Source organism: Soonwooa sp. (genome assembly GCF_032062245.1).
Taxonomy (GTDB): domain Bacteria; phylum Bacteroidota; class Bacteroidia; order Flavobacteriales; family Weeksellaceae; genus Soonwooa.
In genome coordinates this window covers 22,909-43,961 of record NZ_DAMBQF010000017.1, presented here as the reverse complement: position 1 = coordinate 43,961, position 21,053 = coordinate 22,909, and the positions used below count along the sequence as shown (strand labels likewise).

General features: G+C 34.6%; 15 protein-coding genes and 1 pseudogene. 11 read left to right on the top strand and 5 right to left on the bottom strand.

The annotated features are described in order from the left end of the window. Positions 1–60 precede the first annotated feature (60 nt). Positions 61–1,344 (bottom strand): dihydrolipoamide acetyltransferase family protein, encoded by a 1,284-nt coding sequence (locus RT037_RS09340; protein WP_313030322.1) that lies wholly within the window; start codon positions 1,342–1,344, stop codon positions 61–63. Between the two features lie 339 nt (positions 1,345–1,683). On the opposite strand from RT037_RS09340, the gene RT037_RS09335 reads away from it, so the two are divergent. From RT037_RS09335 to RT037_RS09325, 3 genes are all read left to right on the top strand, one after another. Then, on the top strand, positions 1,684–4,287 hold the full coding sequence (locus RT037_RS09335) for a T9SS-dependent M36 family metallopeptidase (protein WP_313030320.1): 2,604 nt from the start codon (positions 1,684–1,686) through the stop codon (positions 4,285–4,287). 131 nt (positions 4,288–4,418) lie between these two features. After that, a complete protein-coding gene (gene typA, locus RT037_RS09330) occupies positions 4,419–6,224 on the top strand; it encodes a translational GTPase TypA (protein WP_313030317.1) in 1,806 nt (601 codons plus the stop codon). A gap of 118 nt (positions 6,225–6,342) precedes the next feature. After that, positions 6,343–7,884 (top strand): family 10 glycosylhydrolase, encoded by a 1,542-nt coding sequence (locus RT037_RS09325; RefSeq protein WP_313030314.1) that lies wholly within the window; start codon positions 6,343–6,345, stop codon positions 7,882–7,884. Positions 7,885–7,919: 35 nt separating this feature from the next. On the opposite strand, the gene RT037_RS09320 is transcribed toward RT037_RS09325, so the two are convergent. Next, the gene (locus tag RT037_RS09320) at positions 7,920–8,915 is read right to left on the bottom strand and encodes a glycosyltransferase (protein WP_313030309.1); all 996 of its coding nucleotides are present in this window, start codon (positions 8,913–8,915) and stop codon (positions 7,920–7,922) included. A gap of 200 nt (positions 8,916–9,115) precedes the next feature. After that, the gene (locus RT037_RS09315; protein WP_313030306.1) at positions 9,116–10,276 is read right to left on the bottom strand and encodes a THUMP domain-containing protein; all 1,161 of its coding nucleotides are present in this window, start codon (positions 10,274–10,276) and stop codon (positions 9,116–9,118) included. Between the two features lie 132 nt (positions 10,277–10,408). Between RT037_RS09315 and RT037_RS09310 the strand changes: the two genes are divergently transcribed. The 3 genes from RT037_RS09310 to RT037_RS09300 all read left to right on the top strand — a co-directional run bounded on the left by RT037_RS09310 (position 10,409) and on the right by RT037_RS09300 (position 12,983). Continuing rightward, positions 10,409–11,137 carry a class I SAM-dependent methyltransferase gene (locus tag RT037_RS09310; RefSeq protein ID WP_313030302.1) on the top strand — a complete coding sequence of 243 codons (729 nt, stop codon included), beginning with the start codon at positions 10,409–10,411 and terminating at the stop codon, positions 11,135–11,137. A 7-nt stretch (positions 11,138–11,144) separates the two neighbouring features. Beyond that, a complete protein-coding gene (locus RT037_RS09305) occupies positions 11,145–11,843 on the top strand; it encodes a ZIP family metal transporter (RefSeq protein WP_313030297.1) in 699 nt (232 codons plus the stop codon). A gap of 144 nt (positions 11,844–11,987) precedes the next feature. Continuing rightward, on the top strand, positions 11,988–12,983 hold the full coding sequence (locus tag RT037_RS09300; protein WP_313030294.1) for a DUF4349 domain-containing protein: 996 nt from the start codon (positions 11,988–11,990) through the stop codon (positions 12,981–12,983). Positions 12,984–13,085: 102 nt separating this feature from the next. Here the strand turns inward: RT037_RS09300 and RT037_RS09295 are convergent, their stop codons facing one another. Further along, positions 13,086–13,952 (bottom strand): RNA polymerase sigma factor RpoD/SigA, encoded by an 867-nt coding sequence (locus RT037_RS09295; protein WP_079665561.1) that lies wholly within the window; start codon positions 13,950–13,952, stop codon positions 13,086–13,088. Positions 13,953–14,357: 405 nt separating this feature from the next. Continuing rightward, on the bottom strand, positions 14,358–15,152 hold the full coding sequence (locus RT037_RS09290; protein ID WP_313030292.1) for a S1/P1 nuclease: 795 nt from the start codon (positions 15,150–15,152) through the stop codon (positions 14,358–14,360). Positions 15,153–15,446: 294 nt separating this feature from the next. Between RT037_RS09290 and RT037_RS09285 the strand changes: the two are divergent. From RT037_RS09285 to RT037_RS09265, 5 genes and pseudogenes are all read left to right on the top strand, one after another. Beyond that, positions 15,447–16,259, top strand: a pseudogene (locus tag RT037_RS09285) (DUF6845 domain-containing protein); the annotation flags it as partial. A gap of 99 nt (positions 16,260–16,358) precedes the next feature. Then, on the top strand, positions 16,359–19,184 hold the full coding sequence (gene uvrA, locus RT037_RS09280; protein WP_313030342.1) for an excinuclease ABC subunit UvrA: 2,826 nt from the start codon (positions 16,359–16,361) through the stop codon (positions 19,182–19,184). Between the two features lie 175 nt (positions 19,185–19,359). Further along, a complete protein-coding gene (locus RT037_RS09275; protein ID WP_313030287.1) occupies positions 19,360–19,764 on the top strand; it encodes a hypothetical protein in 405 nt (134 codons plus the stop codon). Between the two features lie 104 nt (positions 19,765–19,868). Further along, positions 19,869–20,477: a T9SS type A sorting domain-containing protein gene (locus RT037_RS09270; RefSeq protein WP_313030284.1), complete on the top strand. Its 609-nt coding sequence runs from the start codon at positions 19,869–19,871 to the stop codon at positions 20,475–20,477. Between the two features lie 33 nt (positions 20,478–20,510). Further along, the gene (locus tag RT037_RS09265; protein ID WP_313030281.1) at positions 20,511–21,023 is read left to right on the top strand and encodes a YetF domain-containing protein; all 513 of its coding nucleotides are present in this window, start codon (positions 20,511–20,513) and stop codon (positions 21,021–21,023) included. The last annotated feature ends 30 nt before the right edge of the window (positions 21,024–21,053 follow it).

Below are 21,053 nucleotides of genomic sequence, written 5' to 3'. Positions count from 1 at the left end.
CGCCCAAATAAAAAAAGCCTTCAAATTTTTGAAGGCTTTTGTATTTGGAAAAATTTAATGTTAGATTTCTGTATTTAGATCCCAGTTTTCTAGGTAATCGTGAACGTGTTTTAGCATCATCCCGCCCAAAGATCCGTCAACAACTCTGTGATCGTAAGAATGTGACATGAACATCAAGTTTCTGATTGCAATAACATCTCCATCTGCCGTTTCCAAAACTGCTGGTTTTTTAACAATCGCACCAATTGCTAAAATTGCAACTTGCGGTTGAGGGATAATTGGCGTCCCCATAAGGTTGCCAAAGCTACCAACGTTAGAAATAGTATAAGTTGCACCTTGCGTGTCTTCTGGTCTTAATTTTTTGTTTCTCGCTCTGTAAGCCAAATCGTTGATGGCTTTTGCAAGTCCAGAAAGTGATAATTGATCAGCGTTTTTGATAACTGGAACAATTAGGTTACCGTCTGGTAATGCCGTTGCCATACCGATGTTGATGTTTTTCTTTTTGATGATATTTTTACCACTAATAGAAACATTGATCATTGGGAAATCCTGAATCGCTTTTACAATCGCTTTTACAAAAATTGGCATGAAAGTCAGTTTTTCACCTTCTCTCTTTTCGAATGCTGCCTTATTTTTAGCTCTCCATTTTACAACATTAGTAACATCTGTTTCGATGAAAGATGTTACGTGTGGTGCAATTTGTTTCGCTTTAACCATATTTTCTGCGATAATCTTACGCATTCTGTCCATTGGGATGATTTCGTCACCCGCTGCAACAGCGATTGGCGTAACCGGAGCAGTTGGTGCAGCAGCTTTTGGAGCTTCCTGTGCTGGTGCAGCGTGATTACCACGATTAGCTACATAAGCTAAAATATCTTCTTTTGTAATTCTGTTTTCTAAACCGCTTCCTTTAATGGTTTTGAGTTCAGTTTCAGAAATGTTTTCTTGTTGTACGATAGATTTTACAAGCGGTGAAAGATTAAGATCTCCCGAAAGTGCTACTGCAGCTGCAACTTGTAATGGTTCTTCTATCGTTTTTAAAGTTTCAGCATCTGGCTTTGAATCTGCAATAGGGGCAGCTTCAGTAGAAGCTGATCCTTCTCCTTCAATTTCTAAAATGGCAATGGCTTCGCCGATTTTAGCAACTTCATCCTTTTGTTTTAGGATTTTTACAATTTTACCAGAAACTGGCGTTGGAACGTCTGAGTCAACTTTATCTGTTGCAATTTCTACAACAGAATCGTCTTCTTTAACCATATCACCTTCATTGTATAACCAACTGATGATTGTCGCTTCCATCACACCTTCTCCCATTGAGGGTAGTATTAACTTATATTCAGCCATTTTATTTTTTTTGAATTTTTACAAAAATACATTTTTTTTTGATAGATATATAACGTTCTTAAAAATATTGATAAAAATTGTTTGAGTTGTGTTTAAAGATGATTTTTAGGTGTTTTCTTAAACATGGCATTTAAAATATCTGCAAAAATAAGTTTATACATCTTTTAGTTATGATTGTTGATAATTGATTATAATCAATTATTTTTATGAAAATAACAATGATGTGGGACTTAAATTTTAATTAAAACTTATTTATTTAACAATTGAATCTTAAATTCAATAAAAAAAGCTGTACATTAGGACGTTCAAAAAAACAAAATATACAATTGTAGTTTTAATATGAAAAATTCTTTATTAAAGCGTTCAATCGGAGTAGGAGCATTGTTCTTCTTAACTGTGATGAACGGACAAAGTACGGAGACGATTATTAGAGATCATATCTCAAATGACGCAAGTTTTAAAGGAGTGTCAAAAACGGTAGAGTTTAAAATCCTTAATGAGGATAATTCTGCTAGCTTGAAAGCAAATGTTGTTGATGTGCAACAAACTGTAAACGGTATCCCTATTTATCATTCATTAGCAAAAGCTATTATCAAAGATGGTAAAATGTGGTCATTTAATAATAATTTTGATACTGTTCAGAATGTTTCAAAATATTCGAAACCTAATTCTGTAACTTCGGCATTTTCTTCTGTAATTACTAATCTAGGCCTTGATGAAGTTAATTACAAATTGATTGCTGATGGTGTTGCTGTAGACAATCCAACCGCTGATCAAGTTGCCAATTTTGCTTACTATTATCAAAAAGATGGTAAGTTAGTGCCTGCACGTTTATTCTTTATAGATGATTCTAAAAACAATGCGTTTTGGCAAGTAATGGTTAATCTTGAGAATAACGGGGTTTTAGAAAAACATAATATGGTTATTTCATGTAATTTCCATGATGATGCCTACGCAGCTTCAGAAGATGGAGGGCATGTACACAATCATTTTTTGCCAGCTTTTGTTCAAAATCAAATAAATACTGCACATAAAGCTGCAACAGCTGTCGCAAGTGCTTCTTATAACGTTTTTCCTTTTCCGATAGAGGCTCCAACATTTGGCTCCAGATCAGTTCTAACAGATCCATGGGATCTTGGCGCATCACCGTTAGGATGGCACGATACAGGCTCTGCAAACTATACTTATACGAGGGGAAATAACGTATGGGCATATTTTGATAATGCGGGTACAAATACACCACCTAACACAGATATAACTGACGGTGGATCAGCAATGAATTTTAATTTTCCTTATGCGGAAGGCCAAGATATTTCAGCATATGATAACAAGCACGCTGCTATTACCAATTTATTTTACTCTAATAATATGGTGCATGATGTTTTTTATCGATTTGGATTTACAGAATCATCAAAAAACTTCCAAACAAATAATTTCGATAAAGGAGGTAGAGGTAATGATGCTGTAAGAGCAGAAGGTTATGATGGCAGTGGTTATAACAACGCAAACTTTAATGCAGGTTATGAAACCGAATCAACAGTTGCGGCACCAAGAATGCAAATGTATCTTTGGAAATCAGGAACATTAGGTTTAAAACAAAAACTGTTCTACAATTCTCCAGAGGAAGCTGTAACTAGACCAGGTGTAGCGGCAGGTGCAGGTAATTTTGGAAAAGTTTTATTTTCAATTCCGACAACTGGAGATGTAGCTATTCCTAATGTAGCCAATGGCTGTAGTACTATTACAGCTGGCTCATTGACTGGTAAAATTGCATTATTAAATTATTCTCCTGGAAGTGCAGGAGAATGTTCGAATATTGTAAAAGTGAAAAATGCGCAAGCTGCTGGTGCTAAAGGAGCAATTATTCATCGTGCAAATTCAAATACAGCAATTGATATGAATGGTACTGATCAAACGGTTGTTATTCCATCAATAATGATTGGTAAAGATGAGGGTGATTATATTATTTCTTTACTTAACAGTGGTAAAACAGTTAATGTTGACTTGAAGGACATGGGGAATGGCTATAAAAACTCTAGTTTTGATAATGGTGTAATTGTTCATGAATATGGACATGGTATTTCTAATCGTCTTACAGGTAATAGTATGGGATGTCTTAGCAATAGTGAGCAGATGGGTGAAGGTTGGTCAGATTTCTTTGCTTTGATGATGACTAACAAACCAGAATATACTGCTGCAACTGCAAGAAGTATTGCTACTTATTCTGCTGGACAACAACCTACAGGATTAGGTATTAGAGGGAAAAAATATTCTCCTGATTTTGCTGTTAACAACTGGACTTATAACAGTATCGCTGGTGCACAATCGCCACACGATGTAGGTCAAGTATGGGCAACTATGCTTTGGGATTTGCATTGGAAGTTAGCAGAAAAATATGGATACGCCTCAGATATCGTTGCAAATCCTAATAGTGGTAGTGCTAAAGTTGTACAATTAGTAGTAGATGGATTGAAGTTACAACCTTGTTCTCCAGATTTCGTATCAGGAAGAAATGCTATCATACAAGCTGATCTTGCTACTGGTGGTGCTGACGAATGTTTAATCTGGAATGTTTTTGCTAAAAGAGGTTTAGGTCTTAACGCAAATGCTGGTTCTAATAATAGTGTTGCTGATCAGACTGAAGACTATAATGTTCCAGAAAAATGTAAACTTGCAACTTCTGAAGCTAATAAAACAAAAGCATTTAATGTATATCCAAATCCTGCTAAAGGAGAATTCTTTATTTCTGGAAAACCTACACTTAACCAAGGTTCTGTTAAAGTTGAAATAATTGATATTTCTGGAAAAACAATCAAATCTTTTGAAAGAAAGAAAAATAGTGTTGAAGCTGTATCAACGTCTAACATGCCAAAAGGTGTTTATATAGTTAATATCTCCGAAAACGGAAATGTTATCCAAAAAGATAAATTAATTGTAGAATAATTAATTTTTGTAATTATAAATTTTTAAAAGTCCATTCGTGAGAGTGGACTTTTTGTTTTTTTGTTAAATTTTCGTCACTTATAATTTTTTTTTCTGAAAATTCCGTAATTTTGCACCCGTAAAAATCCTTTATGCAAAACATTAGAAATATTGCGATTATCGCGCACGTTGACCACGGTAAGACTACTTTGGTTGATAAAATCATCCATGCAACCAATATCTTTAGAGAAAATCAGGAATCTGGAGAATTGATTATGGATAATAACGACCTTGAAAGAGAAAGAGGTATCACTATTTTATCTAAAAACATTTCTGTTACATACAAAGACACCAAAATCAATGTTATCGATACGCCTGGTCACGCCGATTTCGGTGGAGAGGTAGAGCGTGTTTTGAAAATGGCTGATGGTGTTATCTTGTTAGTTGATGCTTTCGAAGGTCCAATGCCACAAACTCGTTTCGTTTTGCAAAAGGCTTTGCAATTGGGTCTTAAGCCAATTGTAGTTATCAACAAAGTAGACAAAGAAAACTGCCGTCCAGACGAAGTTCATGACAAAGTTTTCGATTTGTTCTTTGCTTTAGATGCAACAGAAGAGCAATTGGATTTCCCAACCTATTATGGTTCTTCAAAACAAGGATGGTTCAACACGTCTTTGGAGCCTACGGATAGTATTTTACCAATTTTAGATGGAGTTCTTAAATACGTTCCAGAACCAAAAGTAGAAGAAGGAAGTCTTCAAATGCAAATTACATCACTAGACTTTTCATCTTTCTTAGGAAGAATTGCGATTGGTAAAGTTGCAAGAGGTTCTGTTAAAGAAGGACAATGGATTGGTCTTGTTCAAGAAGGAGACAAAGTTGTTAAAGGAAAAGTTAAAGAACTTTACGTATTCGAAGGATTAGGTAAGAAAAAAGTTCAAGAAGTTTTCGCTGGTGATATTTGTGCAATCGTTGGTTTCGACAAATTCCAAATTGGAGATACATTCGTTGATGTTGATAATCCAGAACCACTTCCAAGAATTGCAATTGATGAACCTACGTTGAACATGACGTTCTCAATTAATAACTCGCCTTTCTTCGGAAAAGATGGTAAATATGTTACATCTAACCACCTTAAAGAACGTTTAACAAAAGAATTAGAGAAAAACTTAGCACTTAGAGTTCAACAGACTGATGACGCTAATACATTCTTAGTTTTCGGTCGTGGTATTCTTCACTTATCTGTTCTTATCGAAACGATGAGAAGAGAAGGTTACGAAATGACAATTGGTCAGCCGCAAGTTATCTTTAAAGAAATTGATGGTGAGCAATGTGAGCCTTATGAGTCTTTAGTAGTAGACGTTCCAGAAGAATTCGCTTCTCGTGTTATCGATTTGGCAACACAAAGAAAAGGAGATCTTCACATTATGGAAACAAAAGGTGAAATGCAGCATATGGAATTCGAAATTCCTTCACGAGGTTTGATCGGATTACGTTCTCAAATGCTTACAGCAACTGCAGGTGAAGCAATTATGGCACACCGTTTCACAGAATACAAACCTTTCAAAGGTGTGATTCCGGGAAGAAATAATGGTGTATTAGTAAGTAAAGGAACAGGTCCAGCTACTGAATATTCAATCAATAAACTTCAAGATCGAGGTAAGTTCTTCGTTGATCCGGGAGAGGAAATCTACACTGGGATGATTATAGGTGAACAAAACAAACCTGGAGATTTGGTGGTGAACATCGTTGAAGCAAAACAATTGAACAACATGCGTGCTGCTGGTAAAGATAAAGATACAGGTGTTGCGCCAAAAATCTTATTCTCTCTAGAAGAATGTATGGAATATATCCAAGGTGATGAAGCCATTGAGGTAACCCCTAACTTTATCCGTATGAGAAAGAAAATCCTTTCTGAAGAAGAAAGAAAACGTATAGAACGTAACGCAAAAGGATAATTATTCTTAATTATTATATGAAAGCCTCGATTTTCGAGGCTTTTTTTATTATTTTCGAACATTAAATTTTTTAAATATGTTTAAAAGGAATTTTAGCTTATTCAAACTATGTTCTTTATTGATTTTAGCGATAATGTTGGTGTACAGTTGCGGCTCTCAACCCAAAAAGGCCGTACCTCCCAAAAAACCGGTACCAACCAAGCCAACAACACCAAAACCAACAACGCCTGTTAAAAGTACGGATTACAAAGTTGATCTTCCAGCGCTAAATCGTGAGTTCCGTGGTGCTTGGATTGCTTCGGTTGCTAATATTAATTGGCCTTCAAAAAATAATTTATCGACATATCAACAAAAAGCTGATGCCATCGAATTATTAGAGATGTTGAAAAACAATAATTTCAATGCGGTAATTTTGCAGGTTAGACCTTCTGGTGATGCTTTATACGAAAGTCCGCATGAACCGTGGTCATACTTTTTAACAGGAGAAACAGGCAAAAAGCCAAATCCATATTACGATCCTTTAACTTTGTGGGTAGAAGAAGCCCACAAAAGAGGTATGGAGCTTCATGTTTGGCTAAATCCTTATCGAGCGCATCATTCTAATGGTGGAAAAGTTAATGGAAGTTCTCTCGTTAACAAATTTTCAGAATATACGTATCGTTTAAAAAATGGAATGTATTGGTTTGATCCTGCAAGTAAAGATATTCAGGATCATGTTTCTAACGTGGTGAAAGATTTAGTAAAACGTTACGAAATAGATGGCGTTCACTTTGATGATTATTTCTATCCGTATGCAACTTACAATGGTGGCGTAGATTTTCCAGATTCTAAAACTTGGAATGCTTATCAAGCTTCTGGCGGAAATTTGTCAAGAGCAGATTGGAGAAGAAATAACGTGAACAAGTTTGTAGAACGCGTTTACAAAGAAATAAAAGCAGAAAAAAACTATGTTAAATTCGGGATAAGTCCATTCGGAATTTGGAAACCTGGTTATCCTGCAGGCATCAAAGGTTCTTCGCAATATGATGAGCTTTATGCTGACGCCAAATTATGGTTAAATAAAGGTTGGGTCGATTATTTTGCTCCACAATTGTATTGGCCGATTAATTCTTCTGGGCAAAGCTTTCCAAAGCTTCTAGAATGGTGGGAAAGCGAAAATACTATGAAAAGACATCTCTGGCCCGGCCTTAACACCGTTGAAGTAAAAGCGTCTGACAAGCCAACAGAAATCGTCAACCAAGTAGAAGTTAGTCGTAACATACTTAAAAATAGTCCAGGAGAAATCCATTGGAGTATTGCTGGTTTAACAAAAAGTTGGGCAATGCAACATGCTTTGAAAACTAAAGTCTATCAAGAGAAAGCATTAATTCCTCAAAGTCCTTGGTTGAAGATTAATTCAATTGCACAACCGACTTTAGGATACAAACAAGAGAGCGGAAATACAACTGTTTTTTGGTCTGTTGAAGATAAAATGAATGTCTTCCAATGGGTTCTTTTTGCAAAATATGGAGACACTTGGAAAACCGAAATCCTAACTTCAGATATTACGTCTTTGGTTATTCCGGCTGCTAATAATGGTAAATCTCTTAATACTGTTGCGATCCAAGCGATTGATAAGCTGAGCAACCCGAGCGAATATAAGGCGCTGAAAATCAATTAAATTTCGTCTTAAATATAATTGCATACATTTCCTTCCTAATGAAAATGGGAAGGAAATGCTTCTTTAGGACTTTGGCGTAGAATATTTAGTTTGATCCAAGATTTTAAAAACCCATAGCCGTAAGAGAACATTTGGACATAAGTTGCAATAATCGCCATCGCCGCAATATTGACATTTTTAGTCACGATTAAAGCATGAAAAAAGACAATGAAGGTATATAAGCCATATAAAGCTAAAAGATGTCCATAACCCCAAACAAAGTAGTGGAAAACACCCATAACATAACCTAAGAGGAATAAACTTGGGAACCAAAATGTTGGCTTCACATAGTTTGGATGCCTTCGGTTAAGAATTGGGCGCGCACAACCAAATTGATAAACTTGTTTCGAAAACTTACCAAGGTCAGTTCTTCGTTTGTGATAAACACCAATGTTATCGAAAAAAGTAGTTGTGTAACCATTTTCCCAAAGTGTCATCGACAAGTCTGGATCTTCCCCAATTCGCATTTCCGAGAAGCCGCCGACTTTCAAAAAAACTTCTTTATTGACACCCATATTAAAACTTCTTGGTTGGAATTTACTAACAGCTTTTTTATTTCCTCTAATGCCACCAGTTGTAAAAACCGACGTCATTGAATAAGAAATTGCTTTCTGCATAATGTTAAAACCTTTGTGCGCTTTGTCTGCACCTCCGAAAGCATCACATGGGATTTCGATTAAGTCTTTTTTAATGTTTTCGATGTAGTTTTCTTCAACAATAACGTCTGAGTCAACAAAGACCAACCAATCATTTTTGGCGCGTTTTGCACCATAATTTCTCGTGAGCCCTGGACCTGAATTAGTTTTTTGATAAAAGTGTATATCTAGCTGATTATCAAAAAGTTTTATAGTTGGACTTAAATCTATTTTTGAACCATCATCAACAACAATAATTTCAAAATCTTTATCTGTTTGACGGAGTAAAGAATTTAGTAATTCGAAAAGTTCGTCTCGGCGATTATATATGGCTATAATGATGGAAATGCATTGCATAGTTAATTAAACAAATTTTATAATTTTCAAAAAAAACCAAATTGTCAAGATTGATCCCAGCCCAATTGTAACAACAATGATTTTAGCTTTGAATGGACTTGGGTATCTTAAATTTTTATATTCTTTGAATGTTCGAATTCCTATAAATAAAAATAAAATACCAATTGCAAATAGTACATAATTATCACTCATATTAATATTTAACCTTCTATTTTATGCGTTTTTTTCGTGCCTTCATACATTTCGTATTGTAGGAAACGTGTCTCCAATTTACCATTAAAAAGTTTGACTCTTCGGGAAGGTCTTAAGCCAATTTTTTTGGTAGCTTCGAGATCGGATGTAATCAACCAAGCTAAAGTATTTGGATAATTTTGTTTGAAAGTGTCACCAATTTTTTTGTAAAAATCTTCAACTTCAATAGAGATTCTTTCATTGTAAGGCGGATTAAACACAACCAAAAGTGGGAATAATTCTTTCTTAGATTCGAAGAAATTTTGCTTTTTAACTTCTATAACCTCTTCCAATTCTGCCGCTTCAATATTTGTTTTTGCAATATTAAGTGCATTTAAATCAATGTCGTAACCGACAATTTTTCCAGTAAATTCTTTTATCCGATTGATTCTAAATTCTTTAATCTTTGTGAACAATTCTGCATCATAATTTTTCCAGTTTTGAAAAGCGAATTTCTTTCTAAAAATTTGTGCCGGTAAATCCAAAGCAATCATCGCAGCTTCTACTAGTAGAGTTCCACTTCCGCACATTGGATCTAAAAAATTACCTTTACCATCCCAACCTGCAATTTGCAAAAGTCCAGAAGCTAAAACTTCGTTAATCGGCGCTTCGGTTTGCATTTGACGATAACCTCTTTTGAAAAGTGGATCCCCCGAACTGTCAAGACTTATGCTAACTAACTCTCTATCAATATGTAAATGGAATTTTATATCCGGGTTTTTGCTGTCAACATTTGGTCTGTCTCGATATTTCATTTTGAAGAAATCCACGATCGCATCTTTCATTTTTAAAGTCATGAATTGCGAATGACTAAAACGCTCCGAATTTATCGTTGCGTCGATGGCAAAACTTTGGTCAATTGACATATATTCATCCCACTGAATATCGAATAATCTGTCATAAAAACGATCCGCATCAAAAGCTTTAAAACTTTTAATAGGCACCAAAATTTTTAGCGCAGTGCGGCAAGAATAATTGATCTTGTATAAAAAACCAAGATCACCTTCGCAGTTAACTGCTCTGTTTTTAATTTCAACTTTACGACCGCCAAGCTTCTTAACTTCCTCTGCTAGAATCTCTTCCAGGCCAAAAAAAGTCTTTATTTGTATTTGCAGATTTTCTGTATTCATGTTGCAAAATTAAGCATATTATGTTTAGTAAGTGTATGGAAAACAATCTCTGTTTTAATAATAGATTTTTTGTATCGAATTTTAAACAATCATTAAGATATACTATCGTTAAAATGTCGTATTTTTGCGCCTATGCAATGGTTTGAATCTTGGTTTAATACACCATATTATCATATTCTCTACAAGGATAGAGATTACAACGAAGCGGAACATTTTATCAATCTTCTAGTTAAAGATTTAGAATTACCACCACATGCAAGAATCGTGGATTTAGCTTGTGGCAAAGGACGTCATTCTTTATTTCTTAATCAGTTAGGTTATAATGTTTTAGGGCTTGATTTGTCGGAGCAAAGTATCCAACATAATAAACAATTTGAGAATCCAAGTTTACATTTTGCGATTCATGATATGCGTGATCCCATGCATGTTTCCGAACCTGTTGATGCGGTTTTCAATCTTTTTACAAGTTTTGGTTATTTTGAAAATTCTGGCGACGATCTTAAAGTTTTTCAATCGGTTTATGACTCGATGAAATCTGGTGCCTATTTCGTTTTAGATTTTTTGAATGAAACTTATGTTAGAAATACTTTGGTTCCGGAAGCTTTGGTTGAAAAGGAAGGAATTAAGTTCAATATTTCTAAAAAAATAGAAAACAACTTTGTAGTAAAAAATATTCAGTTTCAGGATGAAGGTACAGATTATCATTTTTTTGAAAAAGTGAAATTGTCAACACCTGCTCAGATTGAAGCTTATGCAAAACAAGTTGGTTTTGAACGTGTTAAGGTTTGGGGAAATTACGAATTGAGCGATTTCGATCCTGAAACATCACCACGATGCATTAATTTATTTGAAAGAAAATAATTTCTAGATGATTGTTATTGCTCTGATGTTAAGCGTTTTATTAGGCGTTTTTCTAGGTAAGTATTTCGGTAGTCAACAGAAGTTCGCAAAGAATCTTTTGGTGATGAGTGCTGGATTTTTAATAACAATCTGTATTAACGAAGTTTTTCCCGAAATCTACGGAAGTGGCGAGCATAACGTTGGTATTTTTGTAATTGCTGGCGTTTTGCTACAAATGCTTTTGGAAAGTTTAACCAAAGGTTTTGAGCATGGACATTTTCATCATCATGCTGAAGACGAACATATTTTACCAATTGCGTTAATTGTAGGTTTATTTGTTCATGCTTTTATAGAAGGAATTCCATTGGCTCAAGAGAAGGAAGTGTTCTCACCTTATTTAACGGGAATTTTGTTTCATAATCTGCCGATTTCGTTTGTTTTGGGAAGTTTCTTGGCAAGAAGTAAAACCTTTTCTCCCAAATTTTGGTTGGTGGTTTTAATATTCGCTTTGGCTTCTCCACTAGGTATGTGGATTGGACATTATTTTAACCCTGAACACAAAATTTATTTCTTAGCGGTGGTTGCCGGGATCTTCTTACATATTTCGTCTGTTATCATTTTTGAAAGCAACAAAAATCACAAAATGGATTGGTCAAAAATTATTTTTGTGGTTTTAGGTATTGCTTTGGCGATGTTAGGACATTTAACCCACGACCACCACCATTAATTCTCTATTTTATTCTTGTAAAATTCTTGTAAATTAAGATTTAATAATTGGTAATCAGTCGGTTGTCATTACAATTGTTTTGCTGAAGTTTTACAATTTATTTCTTTTAAAAGACCTTAGTTTTATCTCGTAAATTTTTTGAATATGAAAAAAATTATTATTGGCATCATCATGCTTAACACATTAGTGATGTGTCAAAAATCTGAAGTAAAACAACTGCAAGATCATATAAAATCAGCAGATAGTCTAATAAGTAACGTTAACGACAATCTCAAAAATATTGACTCACTTTCTATTGATTTAGATTCTGTAAGCGTTCCACAAATCATAAAAGAGAAAGAAAAACTGGAAAAAGTTTTTAATGATTCTAAAAAGTCAATTGACTCTCTTGGTTCTAGCATTGATAATTTTAAGGAAACTGTAGATTCTAAGGAAATCCAAAAGAAAATCGATTCTGTAAGTTCTAAAATTAAAAGTCTTGATGATCTTAAAAAATTGAAAGAACAAGTTAAAGTTGTTTATAAAGATCGTCCTCAACAGCAACAACAACAACAACAACAACAACAACAACAACAACAACAACAACAACAACAAAAATCAAAGTTGGATATGTTGACAAAATCTGCAAAGATTGAGCTTGGTGTTGATAATTTGACGATGGCTCGTCAGCAATTAAGTCAAGATTTGACAAGATTCGGTGGAAAAATAGAAACTGAAAATGTTGTGAGTAACAATGAGTTGCAAACGATGTATTTGTCTGCGAAAATTCCATTATCGCAATTTGATTATTTTGTAGAATCTGCAAGCAACAATCTTGGAAGTATAAAGTCTAAAAACATTGAAGTTAAAGGACGAGATTATACTGAAAATCAAATGTGTAATGTTGAGTTTACATTGTTAGAAAATCAAAATCTAGCCAAAAAAGAAAATAACGAAAACCAAACTTTCTCTCAAAAAGCAGGTGATGCTTTCGGAAGTGGTGGAAAAGTTTTGGGTGATATCATTTTGTTTTTATTACCGTTTTGGCCACTTTTTTTAATTGTTCTGGTCGGGATATTTATTTATAGAAAGAAATTTACTAAGAAAAAAGATGATGGTGATACGACCAATCAAAGATCTAGTGATAATACAGAACATTAACGCAAGTGGAAAATAATAAAAAATCAATTTATAAAATGAAACTGATTTTTTATTAAAAAAGGATCCGAAAACTCGAATCCTTAGATATTAAAATCGTTAAAATTATTTACCCAAATATGATTTTAGGATTTTGCTTCGCGAATTATGTTTCAGACGCTTGATTGCTTTTTCTTTAATCTGACGAACGCGCTCTCTTGTAAGATCGAATGTTTCCCCAATTTCTTCCAAAGTCATAGGATGCTTACCACCCAGTCCAAAATATAATCTCACCAAATCAGCTTCTCTAGGCGTCAAAGTATTAAGTGCTCTTTCGATCTCGATCTGCAAAGACTCAAGCATAAGGTCTTTATCAGGGCTAGGAGATTCTCCAGAACGCAAAACGTCGTATAGGTTAGAGTCTTCACCCTCGACAAGCGGAGCATCCATCGATAGGTGACGACCAGAGTTTTTCATAGACTCTTTGATGTCGTCCTCGCTCATGTCAAGCACTTCAGCCAATTCTTCAGGAGAAGGTGGTCTTTCATTCTCTTGCTCTAGGTGTGCGTAGGCTTTGTTAATTTTGTTGATAGAACCGATTTTGTTCAACGGAAGTCTTACAATTCTCGATTGCTCAGCCAAAGCTTGCAAGATAGATTGTCTAATCCACCATACCGCATAAGAGATAAATTTGAAACCTCTAGTTTCGTCATAACGTTTAGCAGCTTTCATTAAGCCCAAGTTGCCCTCATTGATAAGATCCGGAAGAGAAAGACCTTGGTTTTGATATTGCTTAGATACGGATACTACGAAACGAAGGTTGGCTTTGATAAGTTTTTCCAATGCAGCTCTATCGCCGGCGCGGATACGTTGTGCCAAATCTACTTCTTCGTCAGCCGTGATCAATTCTACTTTACCAATTTCCTGTAGATATTTGTCTAGCGAAGCGGTTTCTCTGTTGGTAACCTGTTTTGTAATTTTTAACTGTCTCATTATAAAATCACTCAATGTAGAGTTCTATTATATTATACGAAGAAGTTTGCCAAAAGGTTACAAACAATTTACTTTAACTATTAATTATTATTTTTTAAGAGCCTGTTTTATATATTATTAAAGAAGGTGTGGATATTTAAAAAAACCTTTCGGTAAAATTTTTAAACAAACTCTAAGGGCGTCTTAACCAGCTGTCACTAGTCGCTGTGCCACGCCAAAGCTAATTCTCGCGCCTGCGGCGCGAGCTCCAACATGCCGTTTCATCTGGGACGCAGACGACGGATAATTTTTAAAATTTTAGGGAATTATGAATTAGTAAAATATTTAAACAAGAAAGCCTTTCAGAGTTTCAAACTCTGAAAGGCTTTAAAATATCTAGTATCTGATATCTAATATCTAGAATCACTAATCAAAAACATCATTTAAGACTTTAGCAAGACGAAGACCGCCGTAAAGCAATTGTCTTTCCATAACTTCGTTAAATTGGTATTGATAATCGTAACCCAATTTACTGTCGTTAGGCGTTGCTGCATAGATTTCGTTGGCGATTTTATGAGAATCATATAACCAATCTTCCAAAGTTCCTGCTTGGATAGCTTTTACTTCATCTTTAGTTTTAATATCGAGAAGTTTCGCATATTCAGTGTAGCTGTATTTTTGAGAATCCACCAATTTACCATCCCAAACCGAATGTATATTAGACTTCTCGCCAAAATAAGTCACATTAATTTTATTTCCTCCCAAATCTTCCGAACGACCTGTATGCATCGGCTGTGCTAAATCACCAAGCAAATGAATCAAAAATATTAAAGCTATTTTTCTGTCTTTTTCAGAAGTTTTATCACTTTTAATCTGAGAAGACAGAACACCGATTTGTGTGTAAAGACTTGGTCCAGCTTGCGCTTTTAGATTTTCTTCAAAAGCTTTAAAATCCGTTTGTGGATCGATATTAACATAATGCCATGATGATGCTTCTTTCCACATACCTGTTTTATCAGACTTAATGAAGTCTGGCCAGTTTGCCCAATAGGCAAGGCGTTCTTGTCCCATTATTTTTTTTATTTGGCGACGTGCGCGACCATCAAGATGATTTTCTGCAATCTCTGCAATTATACGGTGACCAGTTAATCCCCATGCGTAAGAATATATCGACGTCGAGATACTTAATAGCATCAAAACTTTTACCCAAAGTTTCTTCATTTTTATTAAAAAGTTTTAGAACGGCAAAGATACTAACCTAGATTTTAAAAACATTCAACATCATTTTTAACACAGTTTCAAAATATGTTAAATTATTGTAATGTTTTATTGATTTTAGTTGATCTTATTCTATATTTAAAACACAAATATTGAAACACTGAAAAAATAAGTAATGAAAAAGTATTTTTGATTGTTGGTGCTTTAACAATCGCAAGCGTGTCAACGAGTTGAAAAAAAGATGGCGCAACAGATTCTTCTAAAACCGAAGTTAGCGTAAAAGGTTCTGACGACGCTAATGATATTATCGATTTTAACAATATCATTATCGAAGAATACAAAAAGAAGTCTAAACGTGTTGACAATATTTTGCAACACATGGACAAAGCTGTTGCGAAGTCAAAAGGGGAAAATGTACCTTTTATACCATCTGTCATCCCCATGATTGGCTTTAGTAAAAAAGATGTATCAGAAGTGCCAAAAGCTTTTGGAAAGGATAAAGATGCAATGGATAAGTCTTATGCAAGTTTTAAATCTTCTTTTGCGACCATTGAAAAAAAGTTTGAAGAACTAAAATCTTATATGTCGGCAGAAGACTATAAAGATGGCAAAGGTGCAAAAGCTGATGCAATTGCTAAAGAAATAGCAACAGCTTCTAATACCTTCTTTGCTGCTGGAGATTCTATTTTAAAAACGCTAAAACCGATTGCTGATAAAGCCGAAGAAATTACGCTTAAAGATTATCCTCTTAAAGATTATATTATAAGTTCTAAAACTGTTCTTAATAGTCTTGATGCGTCTTACGATGCGATGGATAAATCTTTTGCTGCAGGGAAATACAACGAAGCTGAAGTGCAAAAAGCTTATGATACATTAAAAAAAACTTTGAAAGCAAATCAAGATAAAAAATTCGAAGTTAAAGATGCTTCTTACACATCGAGGCGTGTGTACTATGATAGTTTTAATAGAGATATCAGTAGCTATCTTGATAAATTAAGAAAAGTAATGCGTGACTCTAAAGAAAGCGGAAAAGTTTCTGAGTCTATCATGAGTACGTTGGACAGCGCTTACGATTCTGCAATCTTAAACTACAACAACTTTGTCAACTAAGATTAGAATATTAATTAATCATAAAATCCCATAATTTTCTGGGATTTTTTTGTTGCTATGATGACTAAAGATTTGATTATTTGTACCTTTGCAAAATCTATGGCAGATCAAGATTTTATAGAAGTTTATGGTGCCCGCGAGCACAATCTTAAAGATATTAATGTAAAGATTCCGCGCAACGAATTGGTCGTTATAACGGGGCTTTCGGGTAGTGGAAAATCCTCTTTAGCGTTTGATACCATCTTTGCAGAAGGTCAACGTCGCTACATCGAAACTTTTTCGGCGTATGCACGACAATTTTTGGGAGGATTAGAGCGTCCTGACGTTGACAAAATTGAAGGACTTTCGCCAGTTATTGCAATCGAACAAAAAACCACCAATAAAAATCCACGTTCTACAGTGGGGACGATTACGGAGTTGTACGACTTTTTACGTCTTTTATTTGCGAGAGTTTCTGATGCTTATTCTCAAAGTTCTGGGAAGAAATTGGTGAGCTATTCGGAAGATCAAATTTTAGAAACCATTAAAGAAAATTTTAAAGGTCAAAAGATTTTGTTGCTTTCGCCAGTTGTACGTTCTAGAAAAGGGCATTACCACGAGCTTTTTGTTCAGTTAGCAAAAAAAGGATATTCACAAGCGAGAATTGATGGCGTACTTCAGGATATCGAGTATGATCTAAAACTTGATCGTTACAAAACCCACGATATCGAAGTCGTTATCGACCGTTGGATTATTGGCGAATCAGCTTCGGAAACGCGAATGCCAAAATCTCTGAAAACCGCCATGGAAATGGGAGATGGCATTATTGCAATCCAAAAAATGGGAGAGGAGGACGTCCAATATTTTAGTAAAAACTTAATGGACGATGCGACGGGAGATTCTTTGGCATTGCCAGAACCTAACACGTTTTCGTTTAATTCTCCTAAAGGAAGTTGCCCAACTTGTAAAGGTTTAGGAACTGTTAAAAAAGTCAACACCGATTATTTTGTAGACAATCCCAAATTATCCATTAACCAAGGCGCTTTGTTGCCTTTGGAACAAATTAAAAATAATAAATGGATAATTGGTCAGATCAAAATGATCTTAGAGCAATTTGATTTGCCGATGTCGACGCCTTTTGAGAATATTCCGAAGGAAGCTTTGGATATGATCTATTATGGAGCACATCAAGAAATAAATAAAGAACTAAAACACGCTGGCATTTCTAAAAAGCTAAAAATCAATTTTGATGGTTTGGTGGCGATTTTGGAAGAAATGGTGGAAGAGCGCGAGAATTATGACGCCGTTGTTTTGGAAAGAAACTTTACAACGGAAGAAACTTGTCCTAGTTGCAAAGGTGCGCGTCTGCAGGCTTCTAGTTTGAGTTTTAAAATCGATGGAAAAAATATTGCTGAAATTAACGAACTTTCTTTAATTGATCTAAAAGATTGGTTGGCTGAGGTTAAAGATAAATTCAGTGAAAAAAATAAAATCATTGCCCACGAAATTTTAAAAGAAATCGAAACAAGACTTCAGTTTTTATTGAATGTTGGTTTGGATTATTTAAGTTTAAGTAGAAGTTCCAAAACTCTTTCTGGTGGCGAATCTCAGCGTATTCGTTTGGCGACACAGATCGGTTCTCAGTTGGTTAATGTGCTTTATATTTTGGATGAGCCAAGTATCGGATTACACCAACGTGACAACGAAAGATTGATTAATTCATTGAAAAATCTTCGTGATATCGGGAATTCGGTTTTGGTTGTAGAACATGATAAAGACATGATTTTGGAAGCAGATCATGTTTTGGATATTGGACCACGCGCTGGGAAATTCGGTGGCGAAATTCTTTGGCAAGGTGATCCAAAAGATATTAAAAAAGCCAATACGATTACTGCAGATTACATCACAGGAAAGCGGAAAATCGAAATTCCAGAAGTTAGAAGAGCTGGCAACGGAAAATCTATTGTGCTAAAAGGTGCGACGGGCAACAATCTTAAAAATGTAAATGTCGAGATTCCGCTTGGGAAATTGGTGGTTGTGACTGGTATTTCGGGAAGTGGAAAATCATCCTTGATTAACGGAACTTTGTATCCGATTCTTAACCGTCATTTCTACCGAAGTGTGCAAGAGCCTTTGCCTTACAAAAGCATTGATGGTATTGATAATATTGATAAAATTGTTGATGTTGATCAAAGTCCAATTGGTCGAACACCGCGCTCGAATCCAGCAACTTATACCGGAATGTTTACAGATATAAGAAATCTTTTTGCAGAGCTTCCTGAGTCAAAAATTCGTGGTTACAAAGCGGGACGTTTCTCTTTTAATGTAAAAGGTGGACGTTGCGAAACTTGCCAAGGTGGCGGACTTAAAGTTATCGAAATGAATTTCTTGCCAGACGTTTATGTTCACTGTGAAACTTGCCATGGTAAGCGTTTTAACAGAGAAACTTTGGAAGTTCGATACAAAGGAAAATCGATTTCTGATGTTCTAGAAATGACAATTAACGAAGCGGTGGATTTCTTCCAACCGATTCCAAAAATTTACAATAAAGTTAAAACGTTGAAAGATGTTGGCCTTGGCTACATCACTATTGGACAGCAATCTACAACTTTGAGTGGGGGAGAAGCGCAACGTGTGAAACTGGCAACCGAACTTTCCAAAAGACAAACGGGTAACACTTTGTATATTTTGGATGAACCGACAACTGGATTGCATTTTGAAGATGTCAAAATTTTGATGGACGCAATTAATCAGTTGGTCGAGTTGGGGAATTCATTTATTATTATTGAACATAATATGGATGTTATCAAATTGGCGGATCATATTATTGACGTAGGTCCAGAAGGTGGAAAACACGGTGGAACCATCGTTGCACAAGGAACGCCTGAAGAAATTATCAAATCTAAAAAATCATTAACGGGTAAGTTTTTGAAGAAAGAGTTTTAAGCAAATTTCAGTTATACATATAAGAATACCTTGTCTTTTTGATGAGGTATTTTTTTACTCCAATGTTAAATTTTTATATTAATGTGAATTTAATGTTAACTAAAGTTTAATTATGTATTAAAAATTTGTAACTTTGTTTTTGTCATTGAATAATTAATCTATAAATCAACACATTATGAAAACAAATATCAAAATCTTATCGCTATCTATATTCATGTTTGGACTTGCAGGAGTTTTTTCTACAACTAAAGCGCAAACCGGTAACCACAGCGAATTACAAGAAGTTACTGTAAAATCTGGAGATGGATTTGGAGAACTTAGAAACCTTTTAAAAGACAATTTCGATTTTAATAATCCTACTTTTAAAGAAGGAATTATCAATTCTGATGTTAGTTTTAGCTTAACGCCAGATGGTAAAATTTCTAATGTTCATGCAAAAGGAGATTGCAAAAATGTGAGTAAAGAAATCGAAAATGTATTAACACATTTGTTATACAAAGTTGATGTTTCTAAACTAAAAACCAATATGATCGCAGATAATTATACATTTCCTGTTACGGTGATGATTGCACAAAGATAATTTCTTTATTAAATTTTTTTATAGAACCATGCATTGTATAATGTGTGGTTTTTTTAATTTGTTATAGATTTTTTAGTAATTTTAGTAGAACAAAAACTAATCTTATGAAAACAAAATTATCTATGGTCTTGATGTTCATGGCTTGTAGCTTTGGATTTGGACAAAATAATCCTGTACAGAATTTAAAATGGGAGCAATGGTATGAAAATATGAGAAATATTTATAGTCTTACTTGGGAAGAGCCTGCTTTACCACATGCTAATTTAATAGGTTATAACATCTATAAAGAGGATGTGTTGTTTAGATTCCAGACCAAAACTTCCTTAGGTTGTCATCCTGATTGGGGAGGAACAGAGGATTGTGGTTATCTTGAGTTTCTTGACTTAGGACCTTTTACTGGTTATGTATCAGCGGTTTATGAAGGCAATATCGAATCAGAGCGTGTTTCTTTTCAAAGTATGGGAGCTGCTCTAGAAGTTCAAAATTATATTCAAAATTCTAAAAATATTTTTCCGAATCCAACAAAAGGTATCGTTAACTTTTCGGAAGAAATAAATGATGTTAAAATTTTTGATATTTCGGGAAAAGCATTGCTGCAGGTTAATACAACAGGACACTCTGTAGACATTTCGAACTTAACAAAAGGCATTTACATCATCTATATGACAACAAAAACAGGAGCGCATATTGTTAAGAAAATTATTAAAGACTAACTCGTTTCTAATAAAGTAAAAATTTGTAAATAAATGAATCCATTTTTAGATATTTCGCTAAGATCACTTGCTGTATATATTTTTATGCTTATTGCATTGCGGTTATTTGGTAAAAATCAGTTGTCACAGCTTAATGCGGGCGATGTTGTTTTGTTGTTGTTAATTTCCAATGCCGTACAAAATGCGATGGTTGGCCCAAATACCACGTTACAAGGCGGTTTGCTAGCGGCTTTGGTGTTGTTTGTTGCTAATTTTATAGTTAAAAAAGTTATGTTTAGAAATCAAAAATTCAAAAACTTGCTAGAGTCAGAACCTTATGTTTTAATTAGAGATGGACAAATTTTTCAAGAAACTTGTCAAAAAGTAGAAATTTCAAAAGATGAACTTCTCGAAACCGTCCATGAACACGGCATCGAAAGCTTAGATAAAGTCAAACTAGCTATTTTGGAAGTTGACGGTAATATAAGTGTTGTGTCTCAGGATCAAAATGGATCGACACATTATACAAGACATAAAAAATGGCTACGAAGAAAAAGGACTTTTTAAGAATTTTACAAGCATTTGAATTTGTTATTT